The 25,184-nt window shown below is 73.5% G+C and carries 24 protein-coding genes; 6 read left to right on the forward strand and 18 right to left on the reverse strand.

The annotated features are described in order from the left end of the window. The first annotated feature begins 18 nt into the window (after positions 1–18). The 3 genes from ACT17Q_RS11575 to ybaK all read left to right on the forward strand — a co-directional run bounded on the left by ACT17Q_RS11575 (position 19) and on the right by ybaK (position 3,802). Positions 19–2,577 carry a DEAD/DEAH box helicase gene (locus ACT17Q_RS11575; RefSeq protein WP_444662563.1) on the forward strand — a complete coding sequence of 853 codons (2,559 nt, stop codon included), beginning with the start codon at positions 19–21 and terminating at the stop codon, positions 2,575–2,577. Between the two features lie 140 nt (positions 2,578–2,717). Further along, positions 2,718–3,281: a VIT1/CCC1 transporter family protein gene (locus ACT17Q_RS11580; protein WP_094179507.1), complete on the forward strand. Its 564-nt coding sequence runs from the start codon at positions 2,718–2,720 to the stop codon at positions 3,279–3,281. A 20-nt stretch (positions 3,282–3,301) separates the two neighbouring features. Continuing rightward, positions 3,302–3,802: a Cys-tRNA(Pro) deacylase gene (gene ybaK / locus ACT17Q_RS11585; RefSeq protein ID WP_094179506.1), complete on the forward strand. Its 501-nt coding sequence runs from the start codon at positions 3,302–3,304 to the stop codon at positions 3,800–3,802. On the opposite strand, the gene ACT17Q_RS11590 is transcribed toward ybaK, so the two are convergent. Continuing rightward, positions 3,799–4,185: a YccF domain-containing protein gene (locus ACT17Q_RS11590; protein ID WP_094179505.1), complete on the reverse strand. Its 387-nt coding sequence runs from the start codon at positions 4,183–4,185 to the stop codon at positions 3,799–3,801. The genes ybaK and ACT17Q_RS11590 overlap by 4 nt on opposite strands. Before the next feature lie 112 nt (positions 4,186–4,297). Between ACT17Q_RS11590 and ACT17Q_RS11595 the strand changes: the two genes are divergently transcribed. Further along, positions 4,298–5,026, forward strand: coding sequence for a YggS family pyridoxal phosphate-dependent enzyme (locus ACT17Q_RS11595; protein WP_444662566.1), 729 nt, complete (start codon positions 4,298–4,300; stop codon positions 5,024–5,026). Here the strand turns inward: ACT17Q_RS11595 and ACT17Q_RS11600 are convergent. Continuing rightward, positions 4,960–5,136 (reverse strand): hypothetical protein, encoded by a 177-nt coding sequence (locus ACT17Q_RS11600; protein WP_157732465.1) that lies wholly within the window; start codon positions 5,134–5,136, stop codon positions 4,960–4,962. The two genes, ACT17Q_RS11595 and ACT17Q_RS11600, sit on opposite strands and share 67 nt — an antisense overlap. Positions 5,137–5,252: 116 nt before the next feature. Between ACT17Q_RS11600 and ACT17Q_RS11605 the strand changes: the two genes are divergently transcribed. Beyond that, a complete protein-coding gene (locus ACT17Q_RS11605; protein ID WP_094179503.1) occupies positions 5,253–5,624 on the forward strand; it encodes a YidH family protein in 372 nt (123 codons plus the stop codon). Continuing rightward, entirely contained in the window at positions 5,621–5,944 is a 324-nt protein-coding gene (locus ACT17Q_RS11610) for a DUF202 domain-containing protein (protein ID WP_444662568.1), read from the forward strand. Before ACT17Q_RS11605 ends, ACT17Q_RS11610 begins: the two co-directional genes overlap by 4 nt. Positions 5,945–6,002: 58 nt before the next feature. On the opposite strand, the gene ACT17Q_RS11615 is transcribed toward ACT17Q_RS11610, so the two are convergent. From ACT17Q_RS11615 to ilvD, 16 genes are all read right to left on the reverse strand, one after another. Next, a complete protein-coding gene (locus tag ACT17Q_RS11615; RefSeq protein WP_141319073.1) occupies positions 6,003–7,079 on the reverse strand; it encodes a lipoate--protein ligase family protein in 1,077 nt (358 codons plus the stop codon). Between the two features lie 51 nt (positions 7,080–7,130). After that, on the reverse strand, positions 7,131–8,015 hold the full coding sequence (locus tag ACT17Q_RS11620; RefSeq protein ID WP_444662570.1) for a hypothetical protein: 885 nt from the start codon (positions 8,013–8,015) through the stop codon (positions 7,131–7,133). A gap of 122 nt (positions 8,016–8,137) precedes the next feature. Further along, entirely contained in the window at positions 8,138–9,790 is a 1,653-nt protein-coding gene (gene cimA, locus ACT17Q_RS11625; protein ID WP_444662572.1) for a citramalate synthase, read from the reverse strand. A gap of 328 nt (positions 9,791–10,118) precedes the next feature. After that, a complete protein-coding gene (locus ACT17Q_RS11630; RefSeq protein ID WP_444662574.1) occupies positions 10,119–11,228 on the reverse strand; it encodes a branched-chain amino acid aminotransferase in 1,110 nt (369 codons plus the stop codon). Between the two features lie 163 nt (positions 11,229–11,391). Continuing rightward, positions 11,392–12,450 carry a 3-isopropylmalate dehydrogenase gene (locus tag ACT17Q_RS11635; protein ID WP_094179500.1) on the reverse strand — a complete coding sequence of 353 codons (1,059 nt, stop codon included), beginning with the start codon at positions 12,448–12,450 and terminating at the stop codon, positions 11,392–11,394. 74 nt (positions 12,451–12,524) lie between these two features. Further along, the gene (locus ACT17Q_RS11640; protein ID WP_094179499.1) at positions 12,525–12,950 is read right to left on the reverse strand and encodes a hypothetical protein; all 426 of its coding nucleotides are present in this window, start codon (positions 12,948–12,950) and stop codon (positions 12,525–12,527) included. Between the two features lie 105 nt (positions 12,951–13,055). Next, positions 13,056–14,084 (reverse strand): ketol-acid reductoisomerase, encoded by a 1,029-nt coding sequence (ilvC, locus tag ACT17Q_RS11645; protein WP_094179498.1) that lies wholly within the window; start codon positions 14,082–14,084, stop codon positions 13,056–13,058. A 78-nt stretch (positions 14,085–14,162) separates the two neighbouring features. Beyond that, positions 14,163–14,687: an acetolactate synthase small subunit gene (ilvN, locus tag ACT17Q_RS11650; RefSeq protein WP_094179497.1), complete on the reverse strand. Its 525-nt coding sequence runs from the start codon at positions 14,685–14,687 to the stop codon at positions 14,163–14,165. Next, complete coding sequence (locus ACT17Q_RS11655; RefSeq protein WP_094179496.1) at positions 14,687–16,567, reverse strand: acetolactate synthase large subunit; 1,881 nt, start codon at positions 16,565–16,567, stop codon at positions 14,687–14,689. The genes ilvN and ACT17Q_RS11655 overlap by 1 nt, the downstream gene beginning before the upstream one ends. A gap of 264 nt (positions 16,568–16,831) precedes the next feature. Then, positions 16,832–17,815, reverse strand: a complete 984-nt coding sequence (locus ACT17Q_RS11660) for an ABC transporter permease subunit (protein WP_444662578.1) — start codon at positions 17,813–17,815, stop codon at positions 16,832–16,834. Beyond that, on the reverse strand, positions 17,812–18,753 hold the full coding sequence (locus ACT17Q_RS11665; protein WP_444665391.1) for an ABC transporter ATP-binding protein: 942 nt from the start codon (positions 18,751–18,753) through the stop codon (positions 17,812–17,814). The genes ACT17Q_RS11660 and ACT17Q_RS11665 overlap by 4 nt, the downstream gene beginning before the upstream one ends. A gap of 142 nt (positions 18,754–18,895) precedes the next feature. Beyond that, positions 18,896–19,903 (reverse strand): ABC transporter permease subunit, encoded by a 1,008-nt coding sequence (locus ACT17Q_RS11670; protein ID WP_444662580.1) that lies wholly within the window; start codon positions 19,901–19,903, stop codon positions 18,896–18,898. Further along, positions 19,900–20,895, reverse strand: coding sequence for an ABC transporter ATP-binding protein (locus ACT17Q_RS11675; protein WP_444665392.1), 996 nt, complete (start codon positions 20,893–20,895; stop codon positions 19,900–19,902). Before ACT17Q_RS11675 ends, ACT17Q_RS11670 begins: the two co-directional genes overlap by 4 nt. A 115-nt stretch (positions 20,896–21,010) precedes the next feature. Further along, positions 21,011–21,604: a pyridoxamine 5'-phosphate oxidase family protein gene (locus ACT17Q_RS11680; protein WP_094179492.1), complete on the reverse strand. Its 594-nt coding sequence runs from the start codon at positions 21,602–21,604 to the stop codon at positions 21,011–21,013. A gap of 9 nt (positions 21,605–21,613) precedes the next feature. Further along, a complete protein-coding gene (locus ACT17Q_RS11685) occupies positions 21,614–23,377 on the reverse strand; it encodes a glycoside hydrolase family 13 protein (protein WP_444662583.1) in 1,764 nt (587 codons plus the stop codon). A 71-nt stretch (positions 23,378–23,448) separates the two neighbouring features. Then, positions 23,449–25,152 (reverse strand): dihydroxy-acid dehydratase, encoded by a 1,704-nt coding sequence (ilvD, locus tag ACT17Q_RS11690; RefSeq protein ID WP_444662585.1) that lies wholly within the window; start codon positions 25,150–25,152, stop codon positions 23,449–23,451. Between the last annotated feature and the right edge of the window lie 32 nt (positions 25,153–25,184).

Genomic DNA, 25,184 nt, shown 5'->3' on the forward strand with positions numbered 1-25,184 from the left:
GGGTGGGAGGATCAGGCGGTGCCCGCGACGCTCGCCGACCGGATCCCGGCTGACCCGACCGACCCCGACGCCCTCTACGAGGCGTTCACGGGGTGGGCGGCCGAGCAGGGGCTGCGGCTGTACCCGCACCAGGAGGAGTCGCTGCTCGAGCTCGTGACGGGCAGCCACGTGATCCTGTCGACCCCGACGGGATCGGGGAAGTCGCTGGTGGCGACCGCGGCGCACTTCGTCGCCCTCGCGCACGGGCGTCGCACGTTCTACACCGCGCCGCTCAAGGCGCTGGTCAGCGAGAAGTTCTTCGCGCTGGTGGCGGCGTTCGGCTCGGAGAACGTCGGCATGATGACGGGCGACTCGGCGGTGAACCCGACGGCGCCGATCATCTGCTGCACCGCGGAGATCCTGGCGAACCTCGCGCTGCGCGACGGTGCGGACGCGGACGCCGGCCAGGTCGTCATGGACGAGTTCCACTTCTACTCCGACCCGCAGCGCGGGTGGGCGTGGCAGGTGCCGCTGCTCGAGCTGCCGCGCGCGCAGTTCGTGCTCATGTCGGCGACGTTGGGTGACGTCACGTTCTTCGCCGACGACCTGCGGCGCCGCACGGGCGGCGAGGTCGCGGTCATCACCAACGCCGAGCGACCGGTGCCGCTGACGTTCTCGTACGTCGTCGAGCCGCTGCACGAGGTGCTCGACGAGCTGGTCACGACGCGCCGAGCGCCGGTGTACGTCGTGCACTTCACGCAGAAGGAGGCCGTCGAGCGCGCGCAGTCGCTGCTCTCGGCGAACCTCACGAGCCGCGAGCAGCGCGACGCGATCGCCGCCGAGCTCGGCGCGTTCCGGTTCGGCCCGGGCTTCGGCAAGACGCTGTCCCGCCTGCTGCGGCACGGCGTGGGCGTGCACCACGCGGGGATGCTGCCCAAGTACCGCCGGGTCGTGGAGCGCCTCACCCAGAAGGGCCTGCTGCCCGTGGTGTGCGGCACGGACACGCTCGGCGTCGGCATCAACGTCCCGATCCGCACGGTCGTCCTGACGAGCCTGGTGAAGTACGACGGTCAGCGCATGCGGCACCTGTCGGCGCGCGAGTTCCACCAGATCGCGGGCCGGGCCGGGCGCGCGGGCTTCGACACGGTCGGCGAGGTCGTCGTCATGGCGCCCGAGCACGTCATCGAGAACCGCAAGGCGCTGCAGAAGGCCGGGGACGACCCGCGCAAGCTCAAGAAGATCGTGCGCAAGCAGGCCCCGCCCGGGCACGTGAACTGGACGGACAAGACCTTCGAGCGCCTGCGCGACGCGCCCCCCGAGCCGCTGACCTCGAGCTTCGCGGTGACGCACGCGATGGTGCTGCACGTGCTGGCGCGCGGGGAGCGCGGCGAGGACCCGGTCCTCGCGATGACGCGCCTGCTGACCGACAACCACGAGCCCGAGGGCGCCCGCGGTCGCCACGTGCGCCGCGCGATCGCGGTCTACCGGTCGCTGCGGGCCGCGGGCGTCGTCGAGCACGTCGAGGTGGCGGACGCGTCCGCACCCCGCGGGCGTCGTCGGACCGTGCGCCTGACGCACGACCTGCCGCCGAACTTCGCGCTGAACCAGGCCCTGTCCCCGTTCGCGTTCGCCGCGCTCGAGCTGCTCGACCAGACCGACCCCGGCTACGCGCACGACGTGGTCTCGGTCCTCGAGGCGACGCTGGACGACCCGCGCCAGGTGCTCGCCGCGCAGGAGAACCGCGCCCGCGGCGAGGCGGTCGCGGCCATGAAGGCGGACGGTCTCGACTACGACGAGCGCATGGCGCTGCTCGAGGACGTCACGTACCCGCGCCCGCTCGCGGACCTGCTCACGGCGGCGTTCGCGACCTACCGCACGACGAACCCGTGGGTCGCCGACCTCGAGCTGTCGCCCAAGTCGGTGGTGCGCGACATGCACGAGCGCGCCGCGACGTTCGCCGAGTACGTGAGCGTGTACAACCTCGACCGCACCGAGGGCGTGCTGCTGCGCTACCTCGCGGACGCGTACCGCGCGCTGCGCCAGACCGTGCCGGAGGACGCGCGCACCGAGGAGCTGTGGGAGCTCGTCGAGTGGCTGGGCGACCTGGTGCGCCGCACGGACTCGAGCCTGCTGGACGAGTGGGAGCGCCTCGCGAACCCGCTCGACGAGCACGGTGCGGACGCACCCGGCGGCGTCGACGACGACACGCCGCAGCCCGTCACCGACAACCCGCGCGTGTTCCGCGCGCTCGTGCGCGGCGCGCTGTTCCGCCGCGTCGAGCTCGCCGCGCGCGAGCAGTACGGCGCGCTCGCGGCGATGGGCGACGTGGACGAGGAGGGTGCGCCGTGGACCGCGGAGCGCTGGTCGGCCGCGCTCGACCCGTTCTACGACGACCACGACGAGGTGCTCACGGGCGCCCCCGCCCGCGGCCCCGCGCTGTTCCAGGTCACGGCCGGACCGGCGACGTGGCGGGTGCGGCAGCTCCTGGACGACCCGGAGGGCGACCACGACTGGCGCATCGACGCCGTCGTGGACCTCGCGGCGTCGGACGAGGCGGGCGAGGTGGTGCTGCGCGTGGTCGAGGTGGGCGCGCTGTGAGCCCTCCCGACCGGCTGCCGGACGGCGTGTCGGCCGGGCGTCGCGCGGGGCTCACGAAGGGTAGGCACACCTGCATCTGCGCAGGTCAGGCCAGCCTTCCCAACGATGACAGCCCTCCGCGAGCGGCTTACCGTGACCGCATGGCCACGCTCTCGACGATCCTGCGTCCCGACTCGCGCCCCGTCGGCGAGCCGATCGACGGCATCGCCCTCAACGGTCTGCGCGCGGGCGTCCTGGGCGCGAACGACGGCATCGTCTCGATCGCCGCGCTGGTGGTCGGCGTGGCCGGCGCGTCGCCGGGCTCGAGCGCGATCCTCATGGCCGGTGTCGCGGGTCTGGTCGCCGGTGCGCTCTCGATGGCCGCCGGCGAGTACGTCTCGGTGAGCTCGCAGCGCGACGCGGAGCGCGTCGCGCAGCTGCCCGAGCACGAGCTCGTCCACCCGTGGCACGCGGCGTTCGCGTCGCTCGGCGCGTTCCTGCTGGGCGGGCTCGTGCCCTTGCTCGTGGCGCTCGTGCCGTGGGGCGGCGGCCTCGTGCCCGCGGTGTTCGCCGCGGTCGCGCTGGCCCTGGTGCTGACCGGCTCGGTGAGCGCCCGCGTCTCGGGCGCGCCCGTGTGGCCGGCCGTGCGACGCAACGTCGTCGGGGGCTCGGTCGCGATGATCGTCACGTGGGGCATCGGGACGCTCGTCGGCCTGGCGGTCTGAGACCGCCCTAGGCTGGTCGCGTGGCCAAGAACGTCAAGCACGCGCCTACCGGGACCCCCGCGCTCGTGGCGCTCGCCGCGGCGGGCGTCCCGCACACCGCGCACCCGTACGAGCACGACCCGGCGTCGGACGTCGGCTACGGGCTCGAGGCCGCGCAGGTGCTCGGTGTCCCGCCCGAGCAGGTCTTCAAGACGCTGATGACGGTCGTCGACGGCACGCTCACGGTCGCGGTCGTCCCCGTGACGGGCCAGCTCGACCTCAAGGCGCTCGCCGCGGCGGCCGGCGGCAAGAAGGCCGCCATGGCGCCGAAGCCCGACGCGGAGCGCGCGACGGGCTACGTGGTGGGCGGCATCTCCCCGCTCGGCCAGCGCCAGGCCCATCCGACGGTGGTCGACGAGACGGTGTGGCTGTTCGACACCGTGTTCGTCTCGGGTGGCCGCCGCGGGCTCGACGTCGAGCTCGCGCCCGACGACCTCGTGCGTCTCACGGACGCGACGGTCGCGGACATCGCCAAGGCCTAGGCGAACGGGCGGTCGCTCGGCACCACCCGCCGGCCGAGGGGCAGCAGCGAGACGGGGATCATCTTGAGGTTCGCGACGCCCAGCGGGATCCCGATGATCGACACGAACAGCGGGATCGCGGTGAGCACGTGCCCGATCGCGAGCCAGATGCCCGCGACGAGGAGCCAGATGACGTTGCCGATCGTGGACCAGGCACCCGCGGTGGGCTTGTCGACGACGGTGCGACCGAACGGCCACAGCGCGTAGCCGGCGATCCGGAACGACGCGATGCCGAACGGGATCGTCACGACGAGCAGGCAGCAGACGACGCCGGCGACGACGTAGCCGAGCGCGAGCCAGAGCCCGGCGAGCACGAGCCAGATGACGTTGAGCAGGGTCTTCACCCGCTCAGGCTGCCATGCGCGCGAGGGCATGGGGATCGGTGGACACCCTGGTCCGCCCCCGATCCCGGACGGGTTGGTCGCGACGGGCGAGGGTGGGCTAGGTTCGCTGGCCGTGGAGGACGACCTGCCCGCACGGCTCGCCGCGGTCCGCGAGCGCGTCGCACGCGCGTGCGCGGCCGCCGGGCGCGACGGCGTGCGCCTGCTCCTGGCGTCCAAGGCGCAGCCACTCGAGACGGTCCGCGCGGTGCTCGAGGCGGACGCCGCGGCGCGCGCGGCCGACCCGTCGCTCACCCCCGTGCTCCTCGGTGAGAACCGGGTGCAGGAGCTCGTGGCGAAGGCCCCCGCGCTCGTCGGGCACTCCCCCGCGTGGCACTTCATCGGCCCGCTGCAGTCCAACAAGGTGAACGCCGCGCTGCGCTGGGCGACGTGCGTCGAGACCGTGGCGTCGCTCGACCTGGCGCAGCGCCTCGCCGCGCGCGCGGGCGACGGGCTGGACGTGATGGTCCAGGTGAACGTCTCGGGCGAGCCGACCAAGAGCGGCGTGGCGCCGCACGAGGCGGCCGCGCTCGCCCGGGCGGTCGGGGCGCTGGCCGGGGTGCGGCTCGTCGGGTTCATGACGGTGGGTGCGCGGTCCGACGACGAGCGCGTGGTCGCCGCGGGCTACGACCGGCTGGCGGCGATCCGGGACGAGGTGGTCGGCAGCGGCGCACCCGGCACGGCGAAGGCGGTCGAGCTGTCGATGGGGATGAGCGGCGACCTGGAGGTCGCCGTCGCTCACGGGGCGACGATCGTGCGCGTCGGCACCGCGGTGTTCGGCAGTCGGCCCGCGACGACGAGCTGAGCGCGGACGCGGCGGACCCGGGGGCGTGCGCGGCGCAGTGCCGCCAGCTCGCGCGCGTGCAGCAGCGCCATGCGCCGCAGCTCGCGGTCGAGCGTCGAGCTCTCCTGCATCGGCCCCTCCCGTCCCTCGTCCCGTTCGTGTCGTGGGACCGCCGAGTCCTGCACACCAGGGGCGAGACGTGCGCGTCCAGATACGCACCGGCGCCCCGGGACCGCACAATGGCGGGGTGAGCGAGACACCCGACCGCCGTCGTCCCACCTGGGTGTACGGCCAGGGGGACGAGCCCGACGCGCGGTTCTCGCTCGCGAACGAGCGCACGTTCCTCGCGTGGGTGCGCACCTCGCTCGCGCTGCTCGCGGGCGGCGTCGCGCTCGAGGCGCTCGACCTTCCGGTCGAGGAGCGGCTGCGGCTCGCGGCGTCGGTCGTCCTCGTGGTCCTCGGCACGCTCACGCCGCTGCTCGCGTGGTGGGGCTGGGCGCGCGCCGAGCAGGCCGTGCGCCGCGGGGCTCCGCTGCCCGCACCGGTCGGCTTCTTCGTGCTCGTCGCGGGGGTGCTCGCGGCGGGCGCGCTCGTGCTGCTCGGGCTGCTGCTGCGATGAGCGGGCGTGCGCCCCGTGAGCAGGGGCTCGCGCTCGAGCGCACGCGTCTCGCGTGGCGCCGCACCGGGCTCGGCCTCGCCGCGGGATCGGTCGCGGCCGGGCGGCTGCTGCAGGAGCTCGTCGGGCCCGTGGCGTGGGTCGTCACGGTGCTCGGGCTCGTCGCCGCGGCGCTGGTGGTGCGCGTCGCGTTGCGCCGGTACACGGGGGGCGCGTGGCGCACCGCGGGCGGCGGTCTCGTCGCCGCCGTGGCGGTGGGCTCGGCGGTCGTCGGGACGGTGGCGCTGCTCGTCGTGCTGGCCGGCCAGGCGCGGCTCGTCTAGCGCGGCTCGTCCAGCGCGGCCCGTCCAGCGCGGCCCGTCCAGCGCGGCGCCCGACGCGTCACGGCACGCGGGCGGTCCACGACGGGTCCGCGAACTTCGTGCGGCGCAGCTCCTCGGCGCGCTCGAGCTCGTCGGCACGCAGCTCGCCGGGCACGCTCGGGTAGTGCGCGCGGAAGTGCGCCTCGAACGCGTCGATGACCGCCTCGCGCGGCAGGTGCGTCTGCGAGCGCACCGGGTCGACGCGCTTCGCGGCGCTGCGCGTGCCCTTGTCGGACACCTTCTCGCGGCCGATGCGCAGGACCTCGAGCATCTTGGCCGCGTCGATGTCGTACGACATCGTCACGTGGTGCAGCACCGCGCCGCCGACGACGCGCTTCTGCGCGGACCCGGCCAGCTTGCCCGCGGGTGACGCGATGTCGTTGAGGCCGGTGATCGCGGCCTGCACGCCCACGTCCGCGAGCGCCCCCAGGACCCACTGGTTGAGGAACGCGTAGGACTCCTCGAACGTCATGCCGTCGACGAGCGACGCGGGCACGACGAGCGAGAACGTGATGCAGTTGCCCGCCTCCATGAACATCGCCCCGCCGCCCGAGATCCGGCGCACCACGGTGATGCCGTAGCGCTCGGCGGCCTCGAGGTCGACCTCGTTGCGCAGCGACTGGAACGACCCGATGACCACCGCGGGCTCGTCCCACTCCCAGAACCGCAGCGTCGGGCCGCGACGGCCCGCCGCGAGGTCCTCGGTCAGCACCTGGTCGAGCGCGGTGTGCAGGGCGGGCGGCAGCGGGCCGGGGCGCAGCACCTCGAACGTGTGGTCCTCCCAGGTGGTGGACAGCCCGAGAGCGCGGCGCACCGCGACCGCCACCGCTCGCTCGTCGAACCCGACCATCGCGACCGGACCGAGCAGCCGCCCGGTGTCCTGCGCGTCGGCCAGCCGGGTGCGCACCGCCTCGGCGAGCCGGCTCGTCGTCGTGTCCCGCGGCAGGCCGGTCAGGGCGGCGTCGATCTCGGCGAGCGCCTCGTCGGGCTCGAGGAAGAAGTCTCCGGCGACGCGGACGTCGGCCAGGACGCCGTCGCGGACCGTCAGGTCGACGGTGACGAGCTTGCCGCCCGCCACCTTGTACTCACCGTGCAGCGTGGGCTCGTCGTCCGTCACGGCACCAGCCTAGGCGCGGCGACGGTGCGGTCACCCGAGCGCCTGCACCGCGTCGTGCGCGCGTTCCTGCACCATCGTCGACAACGACTCGGGTGTGCCGAGCGACGCGAGCAGCTCGCCGCGGTCACCCTCGCCGAGCGCGGTCGCCGTCCACGTCACGATCGTGTTCCCGACGAGCACGTGCCCGCGGTACGACGGCGCGTCGACACCCTCGGCGCTGTGCACCACCTCCTGCACCACCGCGGGGTACACCCCCTGCCCTTCGATCGCCGGCTCCGCGGTCCACGTGGCGCCGTCCATCCCGGGGTTGGCCTGCGAGTACGTCGGGCAGCCGTCGACCGTCGTCACCAGGTCGCGGAACGCCTCCTGCGCGGCCGCCGGGTCGGCGAGGCGCACGACCTGCTGCACGAAGTCGACCTTGTCGTTGACGTACGACCGCGCGACGAACCCGGGCGGCGGGTCCGCGACGACCGTCACGGCCACGGTGCAGTCGGCGGGCTCGACCGACGACCCCTCCGGCAGCCCCCACGCGAGCTCGCCCATCCCGATGCCGACCTCCACGCCGTCCGCGGCCGCGGGCACGTCGGCGACGAGGTCGGCCTTCTGGACGAGCAGGGTGCGCATGGTGCGGTCGTCGAACACGGCATCGGCTCCCGGGACGGGTGGTGCCGTCGGTGACGCGCTGGGCGTCGGCGTCGGCGCGGGCGTGGTGCCGGCGGCGCTGGACGCCGCGGCGGTGGCGGTCGGGACGACCACGGGCTCGGTCTCGTGGTCGGCCCACGGCTGGGCGACGAGCAGCGCGACGAGCACGAGCGCGAGCACGACGAGCGACGCGACGACCCACCAGCGGCCGCGGCCCGACCCCTCGTCGGGCCCGGGTGGGACGCCGGGACCGACCGGCTCGGAGCTCGTCACGCGCGTCCCTCCCCGCCCGGTCCACCAGGCTGATCGTTGCCCGCAGGCCACCTGCGCCGGCGGCCTGGTCCGAGGCTAGGCCGCTTCGCCCCGCACCGCTAACGCCGTCCCCCGGACGCGCGTCAGCGCGGGGCGACCCCGCGTCGACGCAGCCCCCAGATGGTCCCGTCGGTGAGCGCCTCCCACGACGCCTCGAGCAGGTTCGGCCCGACGCCCACCGTCTGCCACACGGCCTGGCCGTCGGTGTGCTCGATGAGCACGCGCGTGACGGCGTCGGTGCCGTGCATCGAGTCGAGGATGCGGACCTTGAAGTCGATGAGCTCGAAGTCCTCGAGCTCGGGGTACACGCCGACGAGCGCCTGGCGCAGCGCGTGGTCGAGCGCGTTGACCGGGCCGTTGCCCTCGCCCGTGGAGACGAACCGCTCACCACCCGCGTGCAGCTTGACGGTGGCCTCCGCGTTCGCGGGCGTGCCACGACCGCCCGCACGCTCGACGATCGTGCGCCACGACTCGACGGTGAAGTACTGCGGGCGGGCGCCCTCGATCTCCTCGACGAGCAGCAGCTCGAACGACGCGTCCGCCGCCTCGTACGTGTACCCGCGCGCCTCGGCGTCCTTGACGCGCTCGGTCACGCGCGACAGGACCTCGGGGCGCTGCGACAGGTCGAAGCCGAGCTCGCGGCCCTTGAGCTCGATCGACGCGCGACCGGCCATGTCGGACACGAGCATGCGCATGTCGTTGCCGACGAGCGCCGGGTCGGTGTGCTGGTACAGGTCCGGGTCGACCTTGATCGCCGAGGCGTGCAGCCCGGCCTTGTGCGCGAACGCGCTCGCGCCCACGTACGGCGACCGCGCGAACGGCGAGATGTTGGTGACCTCACTGATGGCGTGGGCGATGCGGGTCAGCTCCGCGAGTCCCGACGACCGCTCCTCGTCGCGCGCGAGCACCGGCAGGCCGTACTTGAGCTCGAGGTTCGCGACGACGGCGAGCAGGTCCGCGTTGCCGGTGCGCTCGCCGTACCCGTTCACCGTGCCCTGCACGTGCCGGCAGCCGGCCTCGACCGCGGCGAGCGTGTTCGCCACCGCGCACCCCGAGTCGTTGTGCGCGTGCATGCCCAGCACCGCGTCGGGCCCGACGGCCGCGCGCACGTCCGCGACGACCTGCGCGACCCAGGACGGCACCATGCCGCCGTTGGTGTCGCACAGCGCGACGACCTCGGCACCCGCCTCGAACGCCGTCAGCACGGCCGCGCGCGCGTAGGCGGCGTCGAACCGGAAGCCGTCGAAGAAGTGCTCGGCGTCGACCACGACCCGGCGCCCCTCACCGACGAGGAACGACACCGAGTCGGCGATCATCGCGAGGTTCTCCTCGCCCGTGGTGCGCAGCGCGCGCTCGGCGTGCCGGATGTCGCTCTTCGCGACGAGCGCGACGACCGGCGCCTCGGAGTCGACGAGAGCACGCACCTGCGGATCCCGCGACGCGCGCTGCCCGGGCTTGCGGGTCGCGCCGAACGCCGCGAGCTCGGCGTTGCGCAGGTCGAGCTCCTTGGCGGCACGCTTGAAGAACTCCGTGTCCTTGGGCACCGCACCGGGCCAGCCGCCCTCGATGAACCCGACGCCGAGCTCGTCGAGCAGGCCCGCGACCACGATCTTGTCGGCCACGGACAGCGCGATGCCCTCCTGCTGCGCGCCGTCACGCAGCGTGGTGTCGTAGACCTGGAACGCGCCTGCGGGCAGGGCGGGGCTGAGAGTCGTGTCGGAGGTCGGTGCGGTCACGGAGGTGCTCTCTTCAGGCGTGCGGGACTGCGGGGACGGGCTTCGTCGGACGGGTGCGTCCTCGTGAGACGGCCCCGGACCAACAAAAAGACCCCCCGGGGTACGGGAGGTCTGCGCGCCGGCGGGTGGGCCGACGCGCTAGTCGATAATCGAGGTCCACGGGGACATGCGGCCATGGTGACACACCCCACGCCCCGCGGTCACGCCCGCCGCGCGCCGGGTCCACCCTTCGGACCCGCACTGGTCCCCGCACTGGTCCCCACACCAGTCGCCGCACGACGCGAGGGGCGCCCCGGCCGGGACGCCCCTCGTCGTGCGCGCCGGCGCGTCAGGCCAGGCGGTGCAGCCAGCCGTGCCGGTCGGTCGCGCGGCCGTACTGGATGTCGGTCAGCTCGGCGCGCGTCCGCGTCGTCACCGCACCGGCCTCGCCGTCCCCGACGGTCAGGTCGAAGTCGGTGCTCTTGAGGCGGCCGATCGGCGTGATCACGGCGGCCGTGCCGCACGCGAACACCTCGGTGACCGAGCCGTCCTCGAGCCCCGCGCGCAGGTCCGCGAGCGCGAGGGGCGCCTCGCAGACCTCGTGCCCCGCGTCCGTCAGGAGCTGCAGGATCGACGAGCGCGTGACGCCCTCGAGGATCGAGCCCGACACGGGCGGCGTGGCGACCGAGCCGTCCGCCCGCACGACGAACACGTTCATGCCCCCGAGCTCCTCGAGGTACGTGTTGGTCGACGCGTCGAGGAAGCAGACCTGCTCGCAGCCCTGCTCGTACGCGTTCTGCTGCGGCAGGAGGCTCGCGGCGTAGTTGCCGCCGCACTTCGCGGCGCCCGTGCCACCCGCACCCGCGCGGTGGTACTCCTGGTCGACCCAGATCGCCACCGGCTTCACACCGCCCGAGAAGTACGGTCCGACCGGCGAGGCGATGACGAGGTACTCGACCTCGAGCGAGGGCCGCACCCCGAGGAACGACTCCGAGGCGTACATGAACGGGCGCAGGTACAGGCTGGTCTCGTCACCCGTGGGGATCCACGCGGCGTCGGTGCGCACGAGCGCCTCGATGGACCCGAGGAAGTCCGCCTCGGACAGCTGCGGGAGCGCGAGCCGCTCGGCCGACCGCGCGAACCGCTCGGCGTTGGCGTGCGGCCGGAACGTCCACACCGAGCCGTCGGCGTGCCGGTACGCCTTGAGGCCCTCGAAGATCTCCTGGCCGTAGTGCAGCACCGCGGTCGCCGGGTCGAGCTGCAGCGGGCCGTAGGGCTCGACGCGCCGGCCGTGCCAGCCCTCGCCGTGCGTGTAGGAGATGCGGGCCATGTGGTCCGTGAAGACCGTGCCGAACTTCGGCGCGGCCAGCAGCTCGGCGCGCTGGGCGTCGGGCACGGGGCTCGTCGTCGCGTGCACCTCGAAGAGGTCGGCGGACGTGGAGGAAGCGACGGTGCTCATGGGAGGGCCTTTCACCTGGGCTGGTCTGACGGTACCCGGCGGTGGCGGCCTGATGCACCGCCCCTCGCGCCCGTCGCGTGCGCGACGGACGTCAGGGACGGACCGGCCGTCCCGTCACCGGGGACCCGGGACGGGGAGCGACGGCCTTCGGCAGGACGGGAGGTCAGCCCGCGACGCGCGCGGCGAGGTCCTTGCCCACCTCGGCCGTCGACCGTACTCGCTCGGCGGCGCCGCGCTCGGCCAGGTCGGCCGCGACGGCGTCCTCGACGGCCTGCGCGTGGGTGTGCAGGCCGAGGTGGTCCAGCAGGAGCGCGACCGAGAGCACGGTGGCGGTGGGGTCCGCCTTGCCCTGGCCGGCGATGTCGGGCGCGGAGCCGTGCACCGGCTCGAACATGCTCGGCGCCGTGCGGTCCGGGTTGATGTTGGCGCTGGCCGCGAGGCCGATGCCGCCCGTGACGGCGGCCGCGAGGTCGGTGAGGATGTCGCCGAACAGGTTGTCGGTGACGATCACGTCGAACCGGCTCGGGTTCGTGACCAGGAAGATCGTCGCGGCGTCCACGTGCAGGTAGTCCACCGTGACGTCCGGGAACTCGGCGTTGACGGCCTCGACCGTGCGGCGCCACAGGTGACCGGCGTGCACCAGCACGTTGTGCTTGTGCACGAGCGTGAGCTTCTTGCGCGGGCGGGCCGCGGCGCGCGCGAACGCGTCACGGACCACGCGCTCGACGCCGAACGCCGTGTTGACGCTCACCTCGTTGGCGACCTCGTGCGGCGTGCCGACGCGGATCGCGCCGCCGTTGCCCACGTACGGGCCCTCGGTGCCTTCGCGCACCACGACGAAGTCGACGTCGCCGGGCGCCGCGAGCGGGCTCGTCACGCCGGGGAACAGCTTGCCCGGGCGCAGGTTGACGTAGTGGTCCAGCGCGAAGCGGAGCTTGAGCAGCAGGCCGCGCTCGAGCACGCCCGACGGGACGCTCGGGTCGCCGATCGCGCCCAGGAGGATCGCGTCGTGCGTACGGATCGCCTCGAGGTCACCGTCCGTCAGCGTCTCGCCCGTCGCGTGCCAGCGGCGCGCGCCCAGGTCGAACTCCGTGGTGCTCACACCGACGCCCGATCCCGCGAGTGCCGCGTCGAGCACGAGGAGGCCCTGCTCGACGACCTCGGTGCCGATCCCGTCACCGGCGACGACGGCGAGGCTGATCTGCGTGGCGTTGCTGCTCATGGCTCCACCCTACGCGGGACGTCCCACCAACCGGACACCCATCTCACCATCCGACCCGCGCGGCGGCGGACCCGTCAGTCCACCGGAGGCGTCGGACCGTGCGTCGGGTACACCAGCTCGTACGCCTCGTCGACCGCCGTGTCCGTCACCGTGACCTGGGTCGTACGGATCAGCGCGCGCGGCTCGCCCAGGCTGTCCAGCACGATCGCCAGGTCACCGACCCGCGGCAGGTCGTCACCCGCGGCGAAGTCCGCACGCGCGCTCGTCGTGCGCGAGCGCTCCCCCGCGAGGACCTCCCGGACCGCGTCGTCCGCCTCCGCACCCGACCCGTACGAGAACGACGGCGGCGGCACCACGTCGAGCGGCACGGCGCCCACGATCCCGTCCAGCTTGCCGAACCCCACGTGGCCACGCGCCGCCTGCCAGAACGCCGTGATCCGCTGGTCGCCGTCCGCCGCGACCTGCGCGTGCCCGGCCACACCCTCGTCGTACTCGCTCATGGACCTGCCCTCCGGAGTCGGTTGGTGCGGCCCATCCTGCCCTGGGACGACGGACGCCACACGTCCGCGCGCGTGCGCAGTCGTGTGGCGTCCGTCGACGTGGCGTCAGCGCGCGGCCGAGCCCTCGGTGTAGTCCTGGTCGGACGGCTTCACCCACGCGAACAGCTTGCGCAGCTCGCGGCCGACCGGCTCGATCGGGTGGTTCTGGCCCTTCTCGCGCAGCGCCTTGAACTCCGGCGCGCCGGCGTCCTGGTCGTCGATGAAGCGCTTGGCGAACGCGCCGTTCTGGATGTCGGCGAGCACGGCCTGCATGTTCGCCTTGACGTCCGGCGTGATGACGCGCGGGCCCGAGACGTAGTCGCCGTACTCGGCCGTGTCGGACACCGACCAGCGCTGCTTGGTGATGCCGCCCTCCCAGATGAGGTCGACGATCAGCTTGAGCTCGTGCAGCACCTCGAAGTACGCGACCTCGGGCTGGTAGCCCGCCTCGGTCAGCGTCTCGAAGCCGTACTGGATGAGCTGCGAGACGCCACCGCACAGGACGGCCTGCTCACCGAACAGGTCGGTCTCGGTCTCCTCGGTGAACGTCGTCTTGATGCCCGCGGCACGCAGGCCGCCGATCGCCTTGGCGTACGAGAGCGCGAGGTCCCACGCGGCGCCCGACGCGTCCTGCTCCACGGCGACGATCACCGGGACGCCGCGGCCGTCGACGTACTCGCGGCGCACCAGGTGCCCCGGGCCCTTGGGGGCGACCATGAGCACGTCGTGCCCCGCGGCCGGCTGGATGTAGCCGAAGCGGATGTTGAAGCCGTGGCCGAAGACGAGCGCGGCGCCGTCCTTGAGGTTCGGCTCGATCTCGTCGCGGTAGACGATCCGCTGGACCTGGTCGGGCGCCAGGATCACGACGACGTCCGCGTCCCGCACCGCGTCGGCGACCGACGCGACCGCGAGGCCCTGGTTCTCGGCCTTCGCCCGCGACGGGGAGCCCTCGCGCAGACCGACGGTCACGTCGACGCCGGAGTCGCGCAGGTTCAGCGAGTGCGCGTGCCCCTGGCTGCCGTAGCCGACGACGGCGACCTTCTTGGACTGGATGATCGACAGGTCGGCGTCGTCGTCGTAGAACAGCTCGGCCACGATGGGTCTCTCCTTCAGATGGGGTCGCTCGGGGTCCCGAGCGGGGTCGTGCGGACTGGCAGGTCTGGGAACGGTGTATCAGGCGGAGCGCGTGACGCGCTCGAGCGCCCGGTCCGTGATCGAGCGGGACCCGCGGCCGATGGCCACGGTGCCGGACTGCACGATCTCACGGATGCCGAACGGCTCCAGGGCCGTCAGGAGCGCGTCGAGCTTGCCCGGCGAGCCGGTCGCCTCGACGACGACCGTGTCCGGCACGACGTCGACGACGTGCGCGCGGAACAGCTGCACGACCTCGAGCACCGACGTGCGCTGCGTGACGTCCGCCTTGACCTTGACGAGCAGCAGCTCGCGCTGGACCGAGGCGGCGTCCTCGAGCTCGACGATCTTGATGACGTTGATCAGCTTGTTCAGCTGCTTGGTCACCTGCTCCAGGGGCAGCTCGTCGACGTCGACGACGACCGTGATCCGCGAGATCTCGTCGTGCTCCGTCGGGCCCACGGCCAGGGAGTGGATGTTGAACGCCCGCCGCGCGAACAGCCCCGCGACGCGCGTCAGCACGCCGGGCTTGTTCTCGACGAGCACGGACAAGGTGTGGCGGCTCATCAGTCCTCCCGGTCCCACGCCGGGGAGATCCCGCGTGCGTACTGGATGTCGTCGTTGCTCACGCCCGCGGCGACCATCGGCCACACCATCGCGTCGCGCGAGACGGTGAAGTCGACGACGACGGGCTGGTCGTCGATCTCGAGGGCGCGCTTGATCGTCGCGTCCACGTCGGCCTTCGTCTCGCAGCGCAGGCCCACGCAGCCGTACGCGTCGGCGAGCTTGACGAAGTCCGGGATGCGGCGGGTGCCGTGGCCGGTGTGCAGGTCGGTGTTCGAGTACCGGGACTCGTAGAACAGCGTCTGCCACTGGCGGACCATGCCGAGCGAGGAGTTGTTGACGACCGCGACCTTGATCGGGATGTCGTTGATCGCGCAGGTCGCGAGCTCCTGGTTGGTCATCTGGAAGCAGCCGTCGCCGTCGATCGCCCAGACGGTGCGGTCCGGCTCACCGACCTTGGCGCCCATGGCCGCGGGCACGGCGTAGCCCATGGTGCCCAGGCCGCCGGAGTTGAGCCACGAGTTCGGTCGCTCGTACTTGATGAACTGCGCGGCCCACATCTGGTGCTGCCCGACACCCGCGACATACGTCGCCTCGGGCCCGGTGAGCTCGCCGATGCGCTGGATGACGTGCTGCGGTGCGAGGTGACCGTCGGAGGGCTCGTCGAAGCCCAGCCCGAACGTCTCGCGCCACGCGTCCAGCTGGCGCCACCAGCCCTCGAGGTCCGGCTTGCCGTGGTGCGCGTGCTCGCGCTCGAGCTCCGGGAGCAGGTCGGTCAGGACCTCGCGCAGGTCGCCGACGATCGGGACGTCGACCGCCTTGTTCTTGCCGATCTCGGCGGGGTCGATGTCGGCGTGGACGACTGTCGCGTGCGGCGCGAACGACGAGAGCAGGCCCGTGACGCGGTCGTCGAACCGGGCACCGAGGGCGACGATCAGGTCGGCCTTCTGCAGCGCGGCGACGGCCGCGACCGTGCCGTGCATGCCGGGCATCCCCAGGTGCTGCGGGTGCGTGTCCGGCAGCGCGCCGCGGGCCATGAGCGTCGTGACCACCGGGGCGCCCGAGGCGTCGGTGAGCCGGCGCAGCTGCTCGGCGGCACGCGCGCGGATGACGCCGCCGCCGACGTACAGCACCGGGCGCCGCGACGTGGCGAGCAGGCGTGCGGCCTCGCGGATCTGCTTGGCGTGCGGCTTGGTGACCGGGTGGTACCCGGGCAGCGAGACCTCCTGCGGCCACGCGAACGTGGTGGACGCCTGCATCGCGGACTTCGCGATGTCGACGAGCACGGGCCCGGGCCGCCCGGACGCGGCGACGTGGAACGCCTCGGCGATGACCCGCGGGATGTCGGCGGGGTCGGTGACGAGGTAGTTGTGCTTGGTGATCGGGAGCGTGATGCCGACGATGTCGGCCTCCTGGAACGCGTCCGTGCCGATCATCGCGGCGCCGACCTGCCCCGTGATCGCGACCATGGGCACCGAGTCCATGTTGGCGTCGGCGATGGGCGTCACGAGGTTCGTCGCGCCCGGGCCCGACGTCGCCATGCACACGCCGACCCGGCCGGTCGCGGCCGCGTAGCCGGTCGCGGCGTGGCCCGCACCCTGCTCGTGCCGCACGAGGATGTGCCGCAGGCGGGTCGAGTCCATGAGCGGGTCGTACGTCGGCAGGATCGCGCCACCGGGGATCCCGAAGACGACCTCCGCGCCGACCTCCTCGAGCGAGCGCACGATCGACTTCGCGCCCGTGACCTGCTCGGTCACGCGCTCGACCCGCTCGGACGGAACGACCGGCGTGGGCGCGCTCGGGGGCGCGGGACGCGCGGTCGCGCCGACCACGGCGGGGCTCACGGGCATCCGCGGCGGTGCCGGGTGGGGGCCCTGGACCATCGGTGTCTCCCTGCTGCTGGTGGGTGCTGCGTGTGGTGCTCGACTGGCTGGTCCTGCAAACAGAAAACCCCTCGCGTCGGACGGGCCGACGGTGCGAGGGGTGCGCGCGCTGACGAAGCCTGTGCTGCTGGCCTCAGCCGGCGCGCTCAGGAAGTACTACGAGGATCGTCTGCACGAGGGCGAGGTTACGCCTCCGTCGGTTCGCCTGTCACGTCTATCCGCATCCGTCTTGCATGGTGGTGCACGCGTCCACCTGGTGGACGCTCAGGGCACGTCGCGGACCCGGAACGACACCGCGCCGAGGCCGAGGACGACGAGCGCCGCGACCAGCAGCACCCCCGCCCCCTGGACGGGGCTGACGACGTGCTCCACCACCGCGCACACCGGCGGCCCGTCGGCGCCGCCCACGCACTCCTCGACGCCGTACGTCGTCCCGCCCTCGAGCCACGCGCGCAGGCTCGTCGCGAGCGTGACGCCGCGCGCCGCCGGCACCAGGAGCGGCAGCGCGCTCTCGATCGCCGCGACCCACCACACCACGAGCCCCGCGACCCCCGCACCGACCCGCAGCGCGAACGCCAGCCCCACCCCGACCGCGACCGCCCACAGCCCCGCGGCGAGCGCGCGCGCCGTCGCGACCGCGACCACGCCGGCAGCACCCCCGGCGTCGCCGGTCGCCCCGTTGACCGCGACGACCGCCACGATCCCGACCAGCGCCGTCCCGAGCGCGACGAGCGCCACGGGCACGGCCGCCGCGAGCGCGGCTACGAGCCGGCTGACCAGCACGCGCCCGCGGCGCGGCGCGAACGTCAGCCAGGTCCCCATCGCACCCGAGCCGAAGTCCGCGGTCACCAGCGTCACCCCCATCACCAGGAGGCCGACGAGCACCACGACCGCCATCGGCGGGTACCGGTGCTCGAGGGTCTCCACCAGCGCGGGGCGGTACGGCAGCACCTGCTCGAGGGTCGGCGGGGTGCGCAGCGGGTCGCACAGCACGTGCGGGTCCTCGCCGTCACGCTCGGCGTTCTCCTCGCACACCTCGACCCACCCTGCGTGGTCCGACTCCCACCGGGCGGTCGCGGTGGCCAGCTCCTCCTGCGCCTGGGCGAGCGCGCCGGCCGACGGCGGGCGCGTGTCGTCCCACGCCGCGACGACGAAGCCGAGCGCGGCGACCACGAGCACCACCGCGGTCCCCCACACGACCGCGCGCGAACGCACGCGCAGGAGCTCGGCGCGCAGCAGCGGGCTCACGGGCGCACCTGCGCGACCCCGGGCACCCGGTCCGTCCCGCCCGTGCCCACGTGCGCGGTGAGCTCGAGGAAGACCGACTCGAGGTCGTCGCGCACGGTCCCGACCTCGGACGCGAACAGCCCCTCGCGTGCGAGCGTCTCGTTGACGAGCGCTGGGTCCGGGACGCCCGCGACGAGCAGCGCCCCGCCCTCGCGCGTCACGCGCCACCCGCGTGCGGTGAGCAGCGCGTGGGCCGCCGGGACGTCGTGCACGACGACGCGCACCTGGCCGCGGCCCCGGACCAGCTCGGCGACGGACCCGCTCGCCACCGACCGCCCGCGCGCCACGATCGACACCGTGTCCGCCACCTGCTGCACCTCCGCGAGGATGTGGCTGGACACGAGCACGGTCCGGCCCTCGTCGCCGAGGCGCCGCATGGTGGCGCGGACGTCGCGGATGCCCGCGGGGTCGAGGCCGTTGGTCGGCTCGTCGAAGATCAGCAGGTCCGGGTCCTTGAGGAGCGTCGCCGCGATCGCGAGGCGCTGCTTCATGCCGAGCGAGAACCGCCGGAACGGGTCGCGGGCGCGCTCGCGCAGGTCGACCTGGTCGAGGACCTCGTCGACGCGCGTTCGGGGCACGTCGATCGCGGACGCGAGCACCTCGAGGTTGCGACGCCCCGAGAAGCTCGGCACGAACTTCGGCTGCTCGACGATCGCGCCGACGCGTGCCACCACGGCCGGCAGCCGCTGCGGCACCGGCTCGCCGAACAGCCGGATCTCGCCCGAGTCCGGACGCGCGAGACCGAGCAGCATGCGGATCGTCGTCGTCTTGCCCGAGCCGTTCGGGCCCAGGAACCCGTGCACGCCGCCCGCGGGCACCTCGAGGTCGAGACCCTCGACCGCCACGACCTGCGAGAGGTCGAACCTCCGGAACGTCTTGCGCAGCGCACGCGTCGAGATCGCGGGGCCGTCCCCGTGCGTGCCGATGATCGGGCCTCCTGCGCTCGTCGTCCCCTCCTGCAACGACACGACGGCACGCGGTCCCGAGGGCACGCCGCCACGTTCGCCCGTCCGGAGCAGCCCGCCCGGAGCAGCCCGGGCGTCAGGACACGTCGCGCCGGCGGAACACGACCGCCGCGAGCACCACGACGACGAGCACGAGACCGCCGAGCACGGCCGCGCCGTGCCCCGCCGACACCGTGTGCGTGATCGACGTGCAGGACTGGCCGCCGGTCTCGGCGTCGAACCCGCACACGTCCTCGTACCACTGCGTGCCGTCGCGGACCCAGGCGTCGATGTTGGTCTGCAGCAGCCAGGGCCGCGCGCGCGGCGCGAGACCCGCACCGATCCCCTCGACGACGACGCCCCACGCGAGCACCGCACCGAGCACCGCCGCGGTGTGCCGCAGGAGGAACCCGAGCGCGGCGCCGAGCACCGCGAACGCGACCCCGAGCACCGCGATCCTGCCGCCCGCCGCGGCGGCGTCCGCGAGCGTGAACCCGCTGCCCCCCGACCCCTGCGGAGGGTTCGGGTTGTGCAGCGCGTCGTGCGCCGCGAACGCGCCCCACGTGCCGCCGACGAGCAGGGTCACGGCCAGCACGGCGGTGGGGGCGAAGCCCACGACGGTCGCGACGAGCTTGCTCGCCAGCACGCGGCCGCGGCGCGGGGCGAACGTGAGCCAGTTCCCGATCGCGCCCGTGCTGAACTCCGCCGCGACGAACGAGGCGCCGGCGAGCAGGGCCGCGAGCGCCAGGAACGACGCGACGCCCCACACGATCGACGCGCCCTCGGTGTCCCAGTACTGCCGCCACGGCAGGAAGTCCTCGACGGTCGGCGTCCACTCGCACTGGAAGTCGATCGTCGGGTCGCCCTGCGCCTCGCGCTCGCGCGCCTCGTCCGCGAGGCACGCGTCGACGTCCTCCTGGGCCGGCGGCTCGTACGCGTCGACCTGCTGCTGCGCGAGCGCACGGTCGGCCGCGCTCGCCTCGCGTGAGCCGTTGTACGCGCCGAGCGGCCCGAGCACCATGAGCGCGACGGTCGCGGCGCTCACCAGCCACAGCATGGTCCGCGCGAACCACCGCGCGACCTCGGTCGTCACGAGCCGGCTCATGCCGCACCCCCCGCCGCGCGGCGACCCGTCGGTGCCGCGTCCCGCTCGCCGTCCGGCGGGTGCGTCCCCGGTCCCTGGCCGGCCGTGAGGTCGAGGAACACCGACTCGAGGTCGGCACGCACCGGGACGAGCTCGTCGACGAACAGCCCCTCGCGCGCCAGCACCTCGGTGATGCGCGCGGCACCGGGCGCGCCGTCGACGAGCAGGTGCCGCCCGTCACGACGCACGGTCCAGCCCTGCGCCTCGAGCACGGCGCCCGCGGTGCCGGGCACCTCGATGCCGACGCGCACGCCGCCCTGCGACCGTGAGCCGATGAGCTCGGCGACGCGCCCCTGCGCGACCAGCCGGCCGCGCGCGACGATCGACACGGTGTCCGCGACCTGCTCGACCTCCGCGAGGATGTGGCTCGAGACGAGCACGGTCGTGCCGCGGGCGGCGAGCGTGCGCATGGTCTGACGGATCTCCCGGATCCCCGCGGGGTCGAGCCCGTTGGTCGGCTCGTCGAAGATCAGCAGGTCCGGGTCCTTGAGCAGGGTGGCCGCGATCGCGAGCCGCTGCTTCATGCCGAGCGAGTACGTGCGGTAGGGGTCGCGGGCCCGGTCGGCCAGCCCGACCTCCTCGAGCACGGTGTCGACCAGCCGGGGCTCGGCGCCGATCGCGCCGCTCAGCAGGCGCAGGTTGCGGCGTGCGGACATCGTCGGGAAGAACTTCGGCTGCTCGACGATCGCGCCCACGCGTCCGACGACGTGCGGCAGCCGCTCGGGCACCGGCTCGTCGAACAGGCGCATCGTGCCGGAGTCGGGGCGCACGAGGCCCAGCAGCATGCGGATCGTCGTGGTCTTGCCCGCGCCGTTCGGCCCGAGGAACGCGTGCACGCCACCGACCGGGACGTCCAGGTCGAGCCCCTCGACCGCGACGTGCCGGACGCCGCGGCGCCGGTACGTCTTGCGCAGCGCGCGCGTCGAGATCGCGAGCGCACCCGTGAACGCCATGCCTGCCCCCTCGTCGGTGCCGCACGGTCGGGGCACGCCCTGCGTACCGTACCGGCCCGGCACGCACCGCCGAGGGCGAACGCGCGGGTGACCGCGCGGACCACCCGACAGGGGGTCAGCCCGCCGCGGCGTCCTCGACGGCGTCGGGGTCCATGTCGAACGCCGGGAGCCCGTCCACGCTCGTGCGGTTCTTCAGGCGCCGGTAGTCCGCCCGGCCCTGCACGCCCTTGCGGGCCATGTACGGCGGCAGCAGGTCCCGCTCGCCCTCGTACGACAGGAGCGGGACGCCGTAGCCGCACGAGTCGGAGACGCGCTCGACGTCCACGACGACGACCGCCCGCACCCCGCGCGACTCGTCGAGCCCGCCGTCGAACCGGGCGAGCAGCGCGTCGAACCCCTCGTCGTAGAGCGTCACGAACCGCCCCCGGCCGTGCAGGCGGACGATGTTCGGCGGCCCCTCGAACGCGCAGAACATGATCGTGATGCGGCCGTTGTCACGCAGGTGCGCGATCGTCTCGGCGCCCGAGGCCGTGACGTCCACGTACGCGACCGTGTGCTCGTCGAGCACGGCGAACGTCCCGCCGATCCCCTTGGGCGAGACGTTGACGTGACCGCCGGGGCCGCTCGGCGCGGTCGCGACGAAGAAGACGTGCTGACGCTCGATGAACGCCCGCAGCCGCCCGTCGATGCTCTCGTGGACCTTCCCCATGCCGGGAACCTACGCGGGCCGGCCGTCCCCGCCGAGCCCCGTCCCGCCCGCAGAGACGGTGCGCCGCACGACGAGCGCCTCCCACGGGCGCAGCCGCACCGGCGTCTCGACCACGCGCGCGTCGTCGTAGTTGCCGAGCAGCACCTGCGCGTCCGTCCAGGCCGGGTCGACCAGCGCGAGCTGCTCGTCGCCCGAGACGTTCCCGAGCACGAGCAGCTCGACGTCGTCGAGCCGCCGGGTGAACGCGTACACGGCCTCGTCGTCCGCGAGGAGCATCGTGAAGTCGCCCAGCGCGACCGCGGGCTCGGTGTGCCGCAGCTCGACGAGGCGGCGGTAGTGGTGGAACACCGAGCGCGGGTCCGCCCGCTCGGCCGCCGCGTTCACGGTGACGTGGTTCGGGTTGACGTCGATCCACGGGGTGCCGGTGGTGAAGCCGGCGTGCAAGGTGGCGTCCCACTGCACCGGCGTCCGCGCGTTGTCGCGGCTCATCGCCGCGAACGCCGCGAGCAGCTCGTCGTCCGTGCGGTAGCGGCGCGCCTCCGCGAGGTGGTTCAGCGTCTCGATGTCGCGGTAGCCGTCGAACGACGTCAGGTGCGCGTTCGTCATCCCGAGCTCCTCGCCCTGGTAGATGTACGGCGTCCCGCGGTGCAGGTGCAGCAGCGTCGCGAGCATGGTCGCCGACTCGCGGCGCCAGGCGCCGTCGTCGCCCCACCGCGAGACGATGCGCGGCTGGTCGTGGTTGTCCCAGTACAGCGAGTTCCAGCCGCGCCGGGCGAGGCCCGCCTGCCAGCGGCCGAAGCTCGCCTTGAGGTCGGTCAGCCGCAGCGGGCGCGGGTCGAACTTCCCTCCGGGGCCGTGGTCGAGCCCGACGTGCTCGAACTGGAACACCATGTCGACCTCGCGGCGCTCCGGGTCGGTGAACAGCTGCGCGTCCTCGAGCGTGACGCCGGGCGTCTCGCCGACCGTCAGGAACGCGCCGTCGCGTCCCGCGAACACCTCGCGGTGCATCTCGGCGAGGAACTCGTGGATGCGCGGGCCGCTCGTGTAGAACGGGCTGCCGTCGCCCAGCCGGCCGTCGTGGGTGATCCCGTCGGGCAGCGAGCCGTCGTCGTGCACGGCCTTCGAGACGAGGTTGATGACGTCCATCCGGAAGCCGTCGACCCCGCGGTCGAGCCACCAGCGCATCATCGCGTACACGGCGTGGCGGACCTGCGGGTTCTCCCAGTTGAGGTCGGGCTGCTTGCGGCTGAACAGGTGCAGGTAGTACTCCCCCGTCGCCTCGTCCCACTCCCACGCGGGCCCCGAGAAGAAGCTCGCCCAGTTGGTCGGCTCCGCGCCGGGGGTGCCGGGTTCCATGCCGGGACGCGCGGGCCGCCACCAGTACCAGTCGCGCTTCGGGTTGTCCGACGACGAGCGCGACTCGACGAACCACGGGTGCTCGTCGGACGTGTGGTTCACGACGAGGTCCATCAGCACCTTCATGCCGCGCGCGTGCAGCGCCGCGATCACCTCGTCCAGGTCCGCGAGCGTCCCGAACAGCGGGTCGACGTCCTGGTAGTCGCTGATGTCGTAGCCGTTGTCGTCCTGCGGGCTGCGGAAGACCGGCGAGAACCACACCACGTCGACCCCGAGCTCGGCCAGGTGGTCCAGGCGCTGCAGGACGCCGCGCAGGTCACCGACGCCGTCGCCGTCCGAGTCCTGGAACGAGCGCGGGTAGACCTGGTAGACGACGGCCCGCGTCCACCACGGCGCGTCCTGCTGCGTGAAGCCCATGCCTCACCGTAGGCAGCACGCGCGCCGGCCGCCCGCGCTCGTCGGCCCGCTCCGCTCCCGTGCCCCCACGGTCAGGACAGGACCGCGCCGCGGCTCGCCGACTGCACGAGCTTGGCGTACTTCGCCAGGACCCCGCGGGTGTACCGCGGCGGCAGCGGTGCCCAGCCCTCGCGGCGGCGCGCCAGCTCGTCGTCGTCCACGAGGAGGTCGAGACGCGCGTGCGCGACGTCGAGCCGGATGCGGTCACCGTCGCGCACGAACGCGATCGGGCCGGCGTCGACCGCCTCGGGTGCGATGTGCCCGACGCACAGTCCCGTCGTGCCACCCGAGAACCGGCCGTCGGTCACGAGCAGCACGTCCTTGCCCAGCCCCGCACCCTTGATCGCGCCCGTGATGGCGAGCATCTCGCGCATGCCCGGCCCGCCCTTGGGGCCCTCGTAGCGGATCACGACGACGTCGCCCGCCTGGATGGTGCCGTCCTCGAGCGCGTCGAGCGCGCCGCGCTCACGCTCGAACACGCGCGCGGTGCCCTCGAACACGTCCGAGTCGAAGCCCGCGGACTTGACCACCGCGCCGTCCGGCGCGAGCGAGCCCGACAGGATCGTGATGCCGCCCGTGCGATGGATCGGGTCGTCGAGCGCACGCAGGATCTTGCCGTCGGGGTCGGGCGGGTCGAGGTCGGCGAGGTTCTCGGCGACCGTGCGGCCCGTGACCGTCAGGCAGTCGCCGTGCAGCAGGCCCGCGTCCAGCAGCGCCTTCATGACCACCGGCACGCCGCCCACGCGGTCGACGTCGTTCATGACGTACCGGCCGAACGGCTTGAGGTCGCCCAGGTGCGGGACGCGACGCGCGACGCGCGAGAAGTCGTCGAGCGTGAGGTCGACCTCGGCCTCGTGCGCGATCGCGAGCAGGTGCAGCACCGCGTTGGTCGAGCCGCCGAACGCCATGACGACCGCGATCGCGTTCTCGAACGCCTCCTTCGTCATGATCTGGCGCGCGGTGATCCCGCGGCGCAGCAGCTCGACGACGGCCTCCCCCGACCGCTGCGCGAACTGGTCGCGACGCCGGTCGGCCGACGGCGGCGCGGCCGAGCCCGGCAGCGACATGCCCATCGCCTCGGCGACCGACGCCATCGTGTTGGCGGTGTACATCCCGCCGCACGCGCCCTCGCCCGGGCAGATCGCACGCTCGATGCGGTCGAGGTCCTCGCGGCTCATGAGACCGCGCGCGCACGCGCCGACGGCCTCGAACGCGTCGATGATCGTCACGTCCTTCTCGGTGCCGTCCGAGAGCTTGACCCAGCCCGGCATGATCGAGCCCGCGTACAGGAACACCGACGCGAGGTCGAGCCGCGCCGCGGCCATGAGCATGCCGGGCAGCGACTTGTCGCACCCCGCCAGGAGCACCGAGCCGTCGAGCCGCTCGGCCATCATCACCGTCTCGACCGAGTCGGCGATCACGTCGCGGCTCACGAGCGAGAAGTGCATGCCCTCGTGGCCCATCGAGATGCCGTCCGAGACCGAGATGGTGCCGAACTCGAGCGGGTACCCGCCGCCCGCGTGCACGCCCGCCTTGACCGCCTTGGCGAGCCGGTCGAGCGAGAGGTTGCACGGCGTGATCTCGTTCCACGAGCTCGCGACGCCGATCTGCGGCTTCGCGAAGTCCTCGTCGCCCATGCCGACGGCGCGCAGCATGCCGCGCGCCGCCGTCGCCTCGATCCCGTCGGTGACCTGCCGCGACCGCGGCTTGACGTCGGGTGCATCCAGATCGGTCATGCGCCCACCGTAGGAGCGGGGCCCGCAGCGCG

Source organism: Cellulomonas sp. CW35 (assembly GCF_052378485.1).
Taxonomy (GTDB): Bacteria; Actinomycetota; Actinomycetes; order Actinomycetales; family Cellulomonadaceae; genus Cellulomonas; species Cellulomonas uda.

Coding starts and splice junctions, on each gene's coding strand:
- ACT17Q_RS11630 (WP_444662574.1), bottom strand. CDS start 11,228: ATGAGCACCGTCGCTTCCTCCACGTCCGCCGACCTCTTCGAGGTGCAC.
- ACT17Q_RS11675 (WP_444665392.1), bottom strand. CDS start 20,895: ATGGCGTTCACGGGTGCGCTCGCGATCTCGACGCGCGCGCTGCGCAAG.
- ACT17Q_RS11635 (WP_094179500.1), bottom strand. CDS start 12,450: ATGAGCAGCAACGCCACGCAGATCAGCCTCGCCGTCGTCGCCGGTGAC.
- ACT17Q_RS11680 (WP_094179492.1), bottom strand. CDS start 21,604: ATGGGGAAGGTCCACGAGAGCATCGACGGGCGGCTGCGGGCGTTCATC.
- ACT17Q_RS11685 (WP_444662583.1), bottom strand. CDS start 23,377: ATGGGCTTCACGCAGCAGGACGCGCCGTGGTGGACGCGGGCCGTCGTC.
- ACT17Q_RS11600 (WP_157732465.1), bottom strand. CDS start 5,136: ATGCAGGAGAGCTCGACGCTCGACCGCGAGCTGCGGCGCATGGCGCTG.
- ilvN (WP_094179497.1), bottom strand. CDS start 14,687: ATGAGCCGCCACACCTTGTCCGTGCTCGTCGAGAACAAGCCCGGCGTG.
- ACT17Q_RS11640 (WP_094179499.1), bottom strand. CDS start 12,950: ATGAGCGAGTACGACGAGGGTGTGGCCGGGCACGCGCAGGTCGCGGCG.
- ACT17Q_RS11610 (WP_444662568.1), top strand. CDS start 5,621: ATGAGCGGGCGTGCGCCCCGTGAGCAGGGGCTCGCGCTCGAGCGCACG.
- ACT17Q_RS11580 (WP_094179507.1), top strand. CDS start 2,718: ATGGCCACGCTCTCGACGATCCTGCGTCCCGACTCGCGCCCCGTCGGC.
- ACT17Q_RS11670 (WP_444662580.1), bottom strand. CDS start 19,903: ATGAGCCGGCTCGTGACGACCGAGGTCGCGCGGTGGTTCGCGCGGACC.
- ACT17Q_RS11655 (WP_094179496.1), bottom strand. CDS start 16,567: ATGGTCCAGGGCCCCCACCCGGCACCGCCGCGGATGCCCGTGAGCCCC.
- ilvD (WP_444662585.1), bottom strand. CDS start 25,152: ATGACCGATCTGGATGCACCCGACGTCAAGCCGCGGTCGCGGCAGGTC.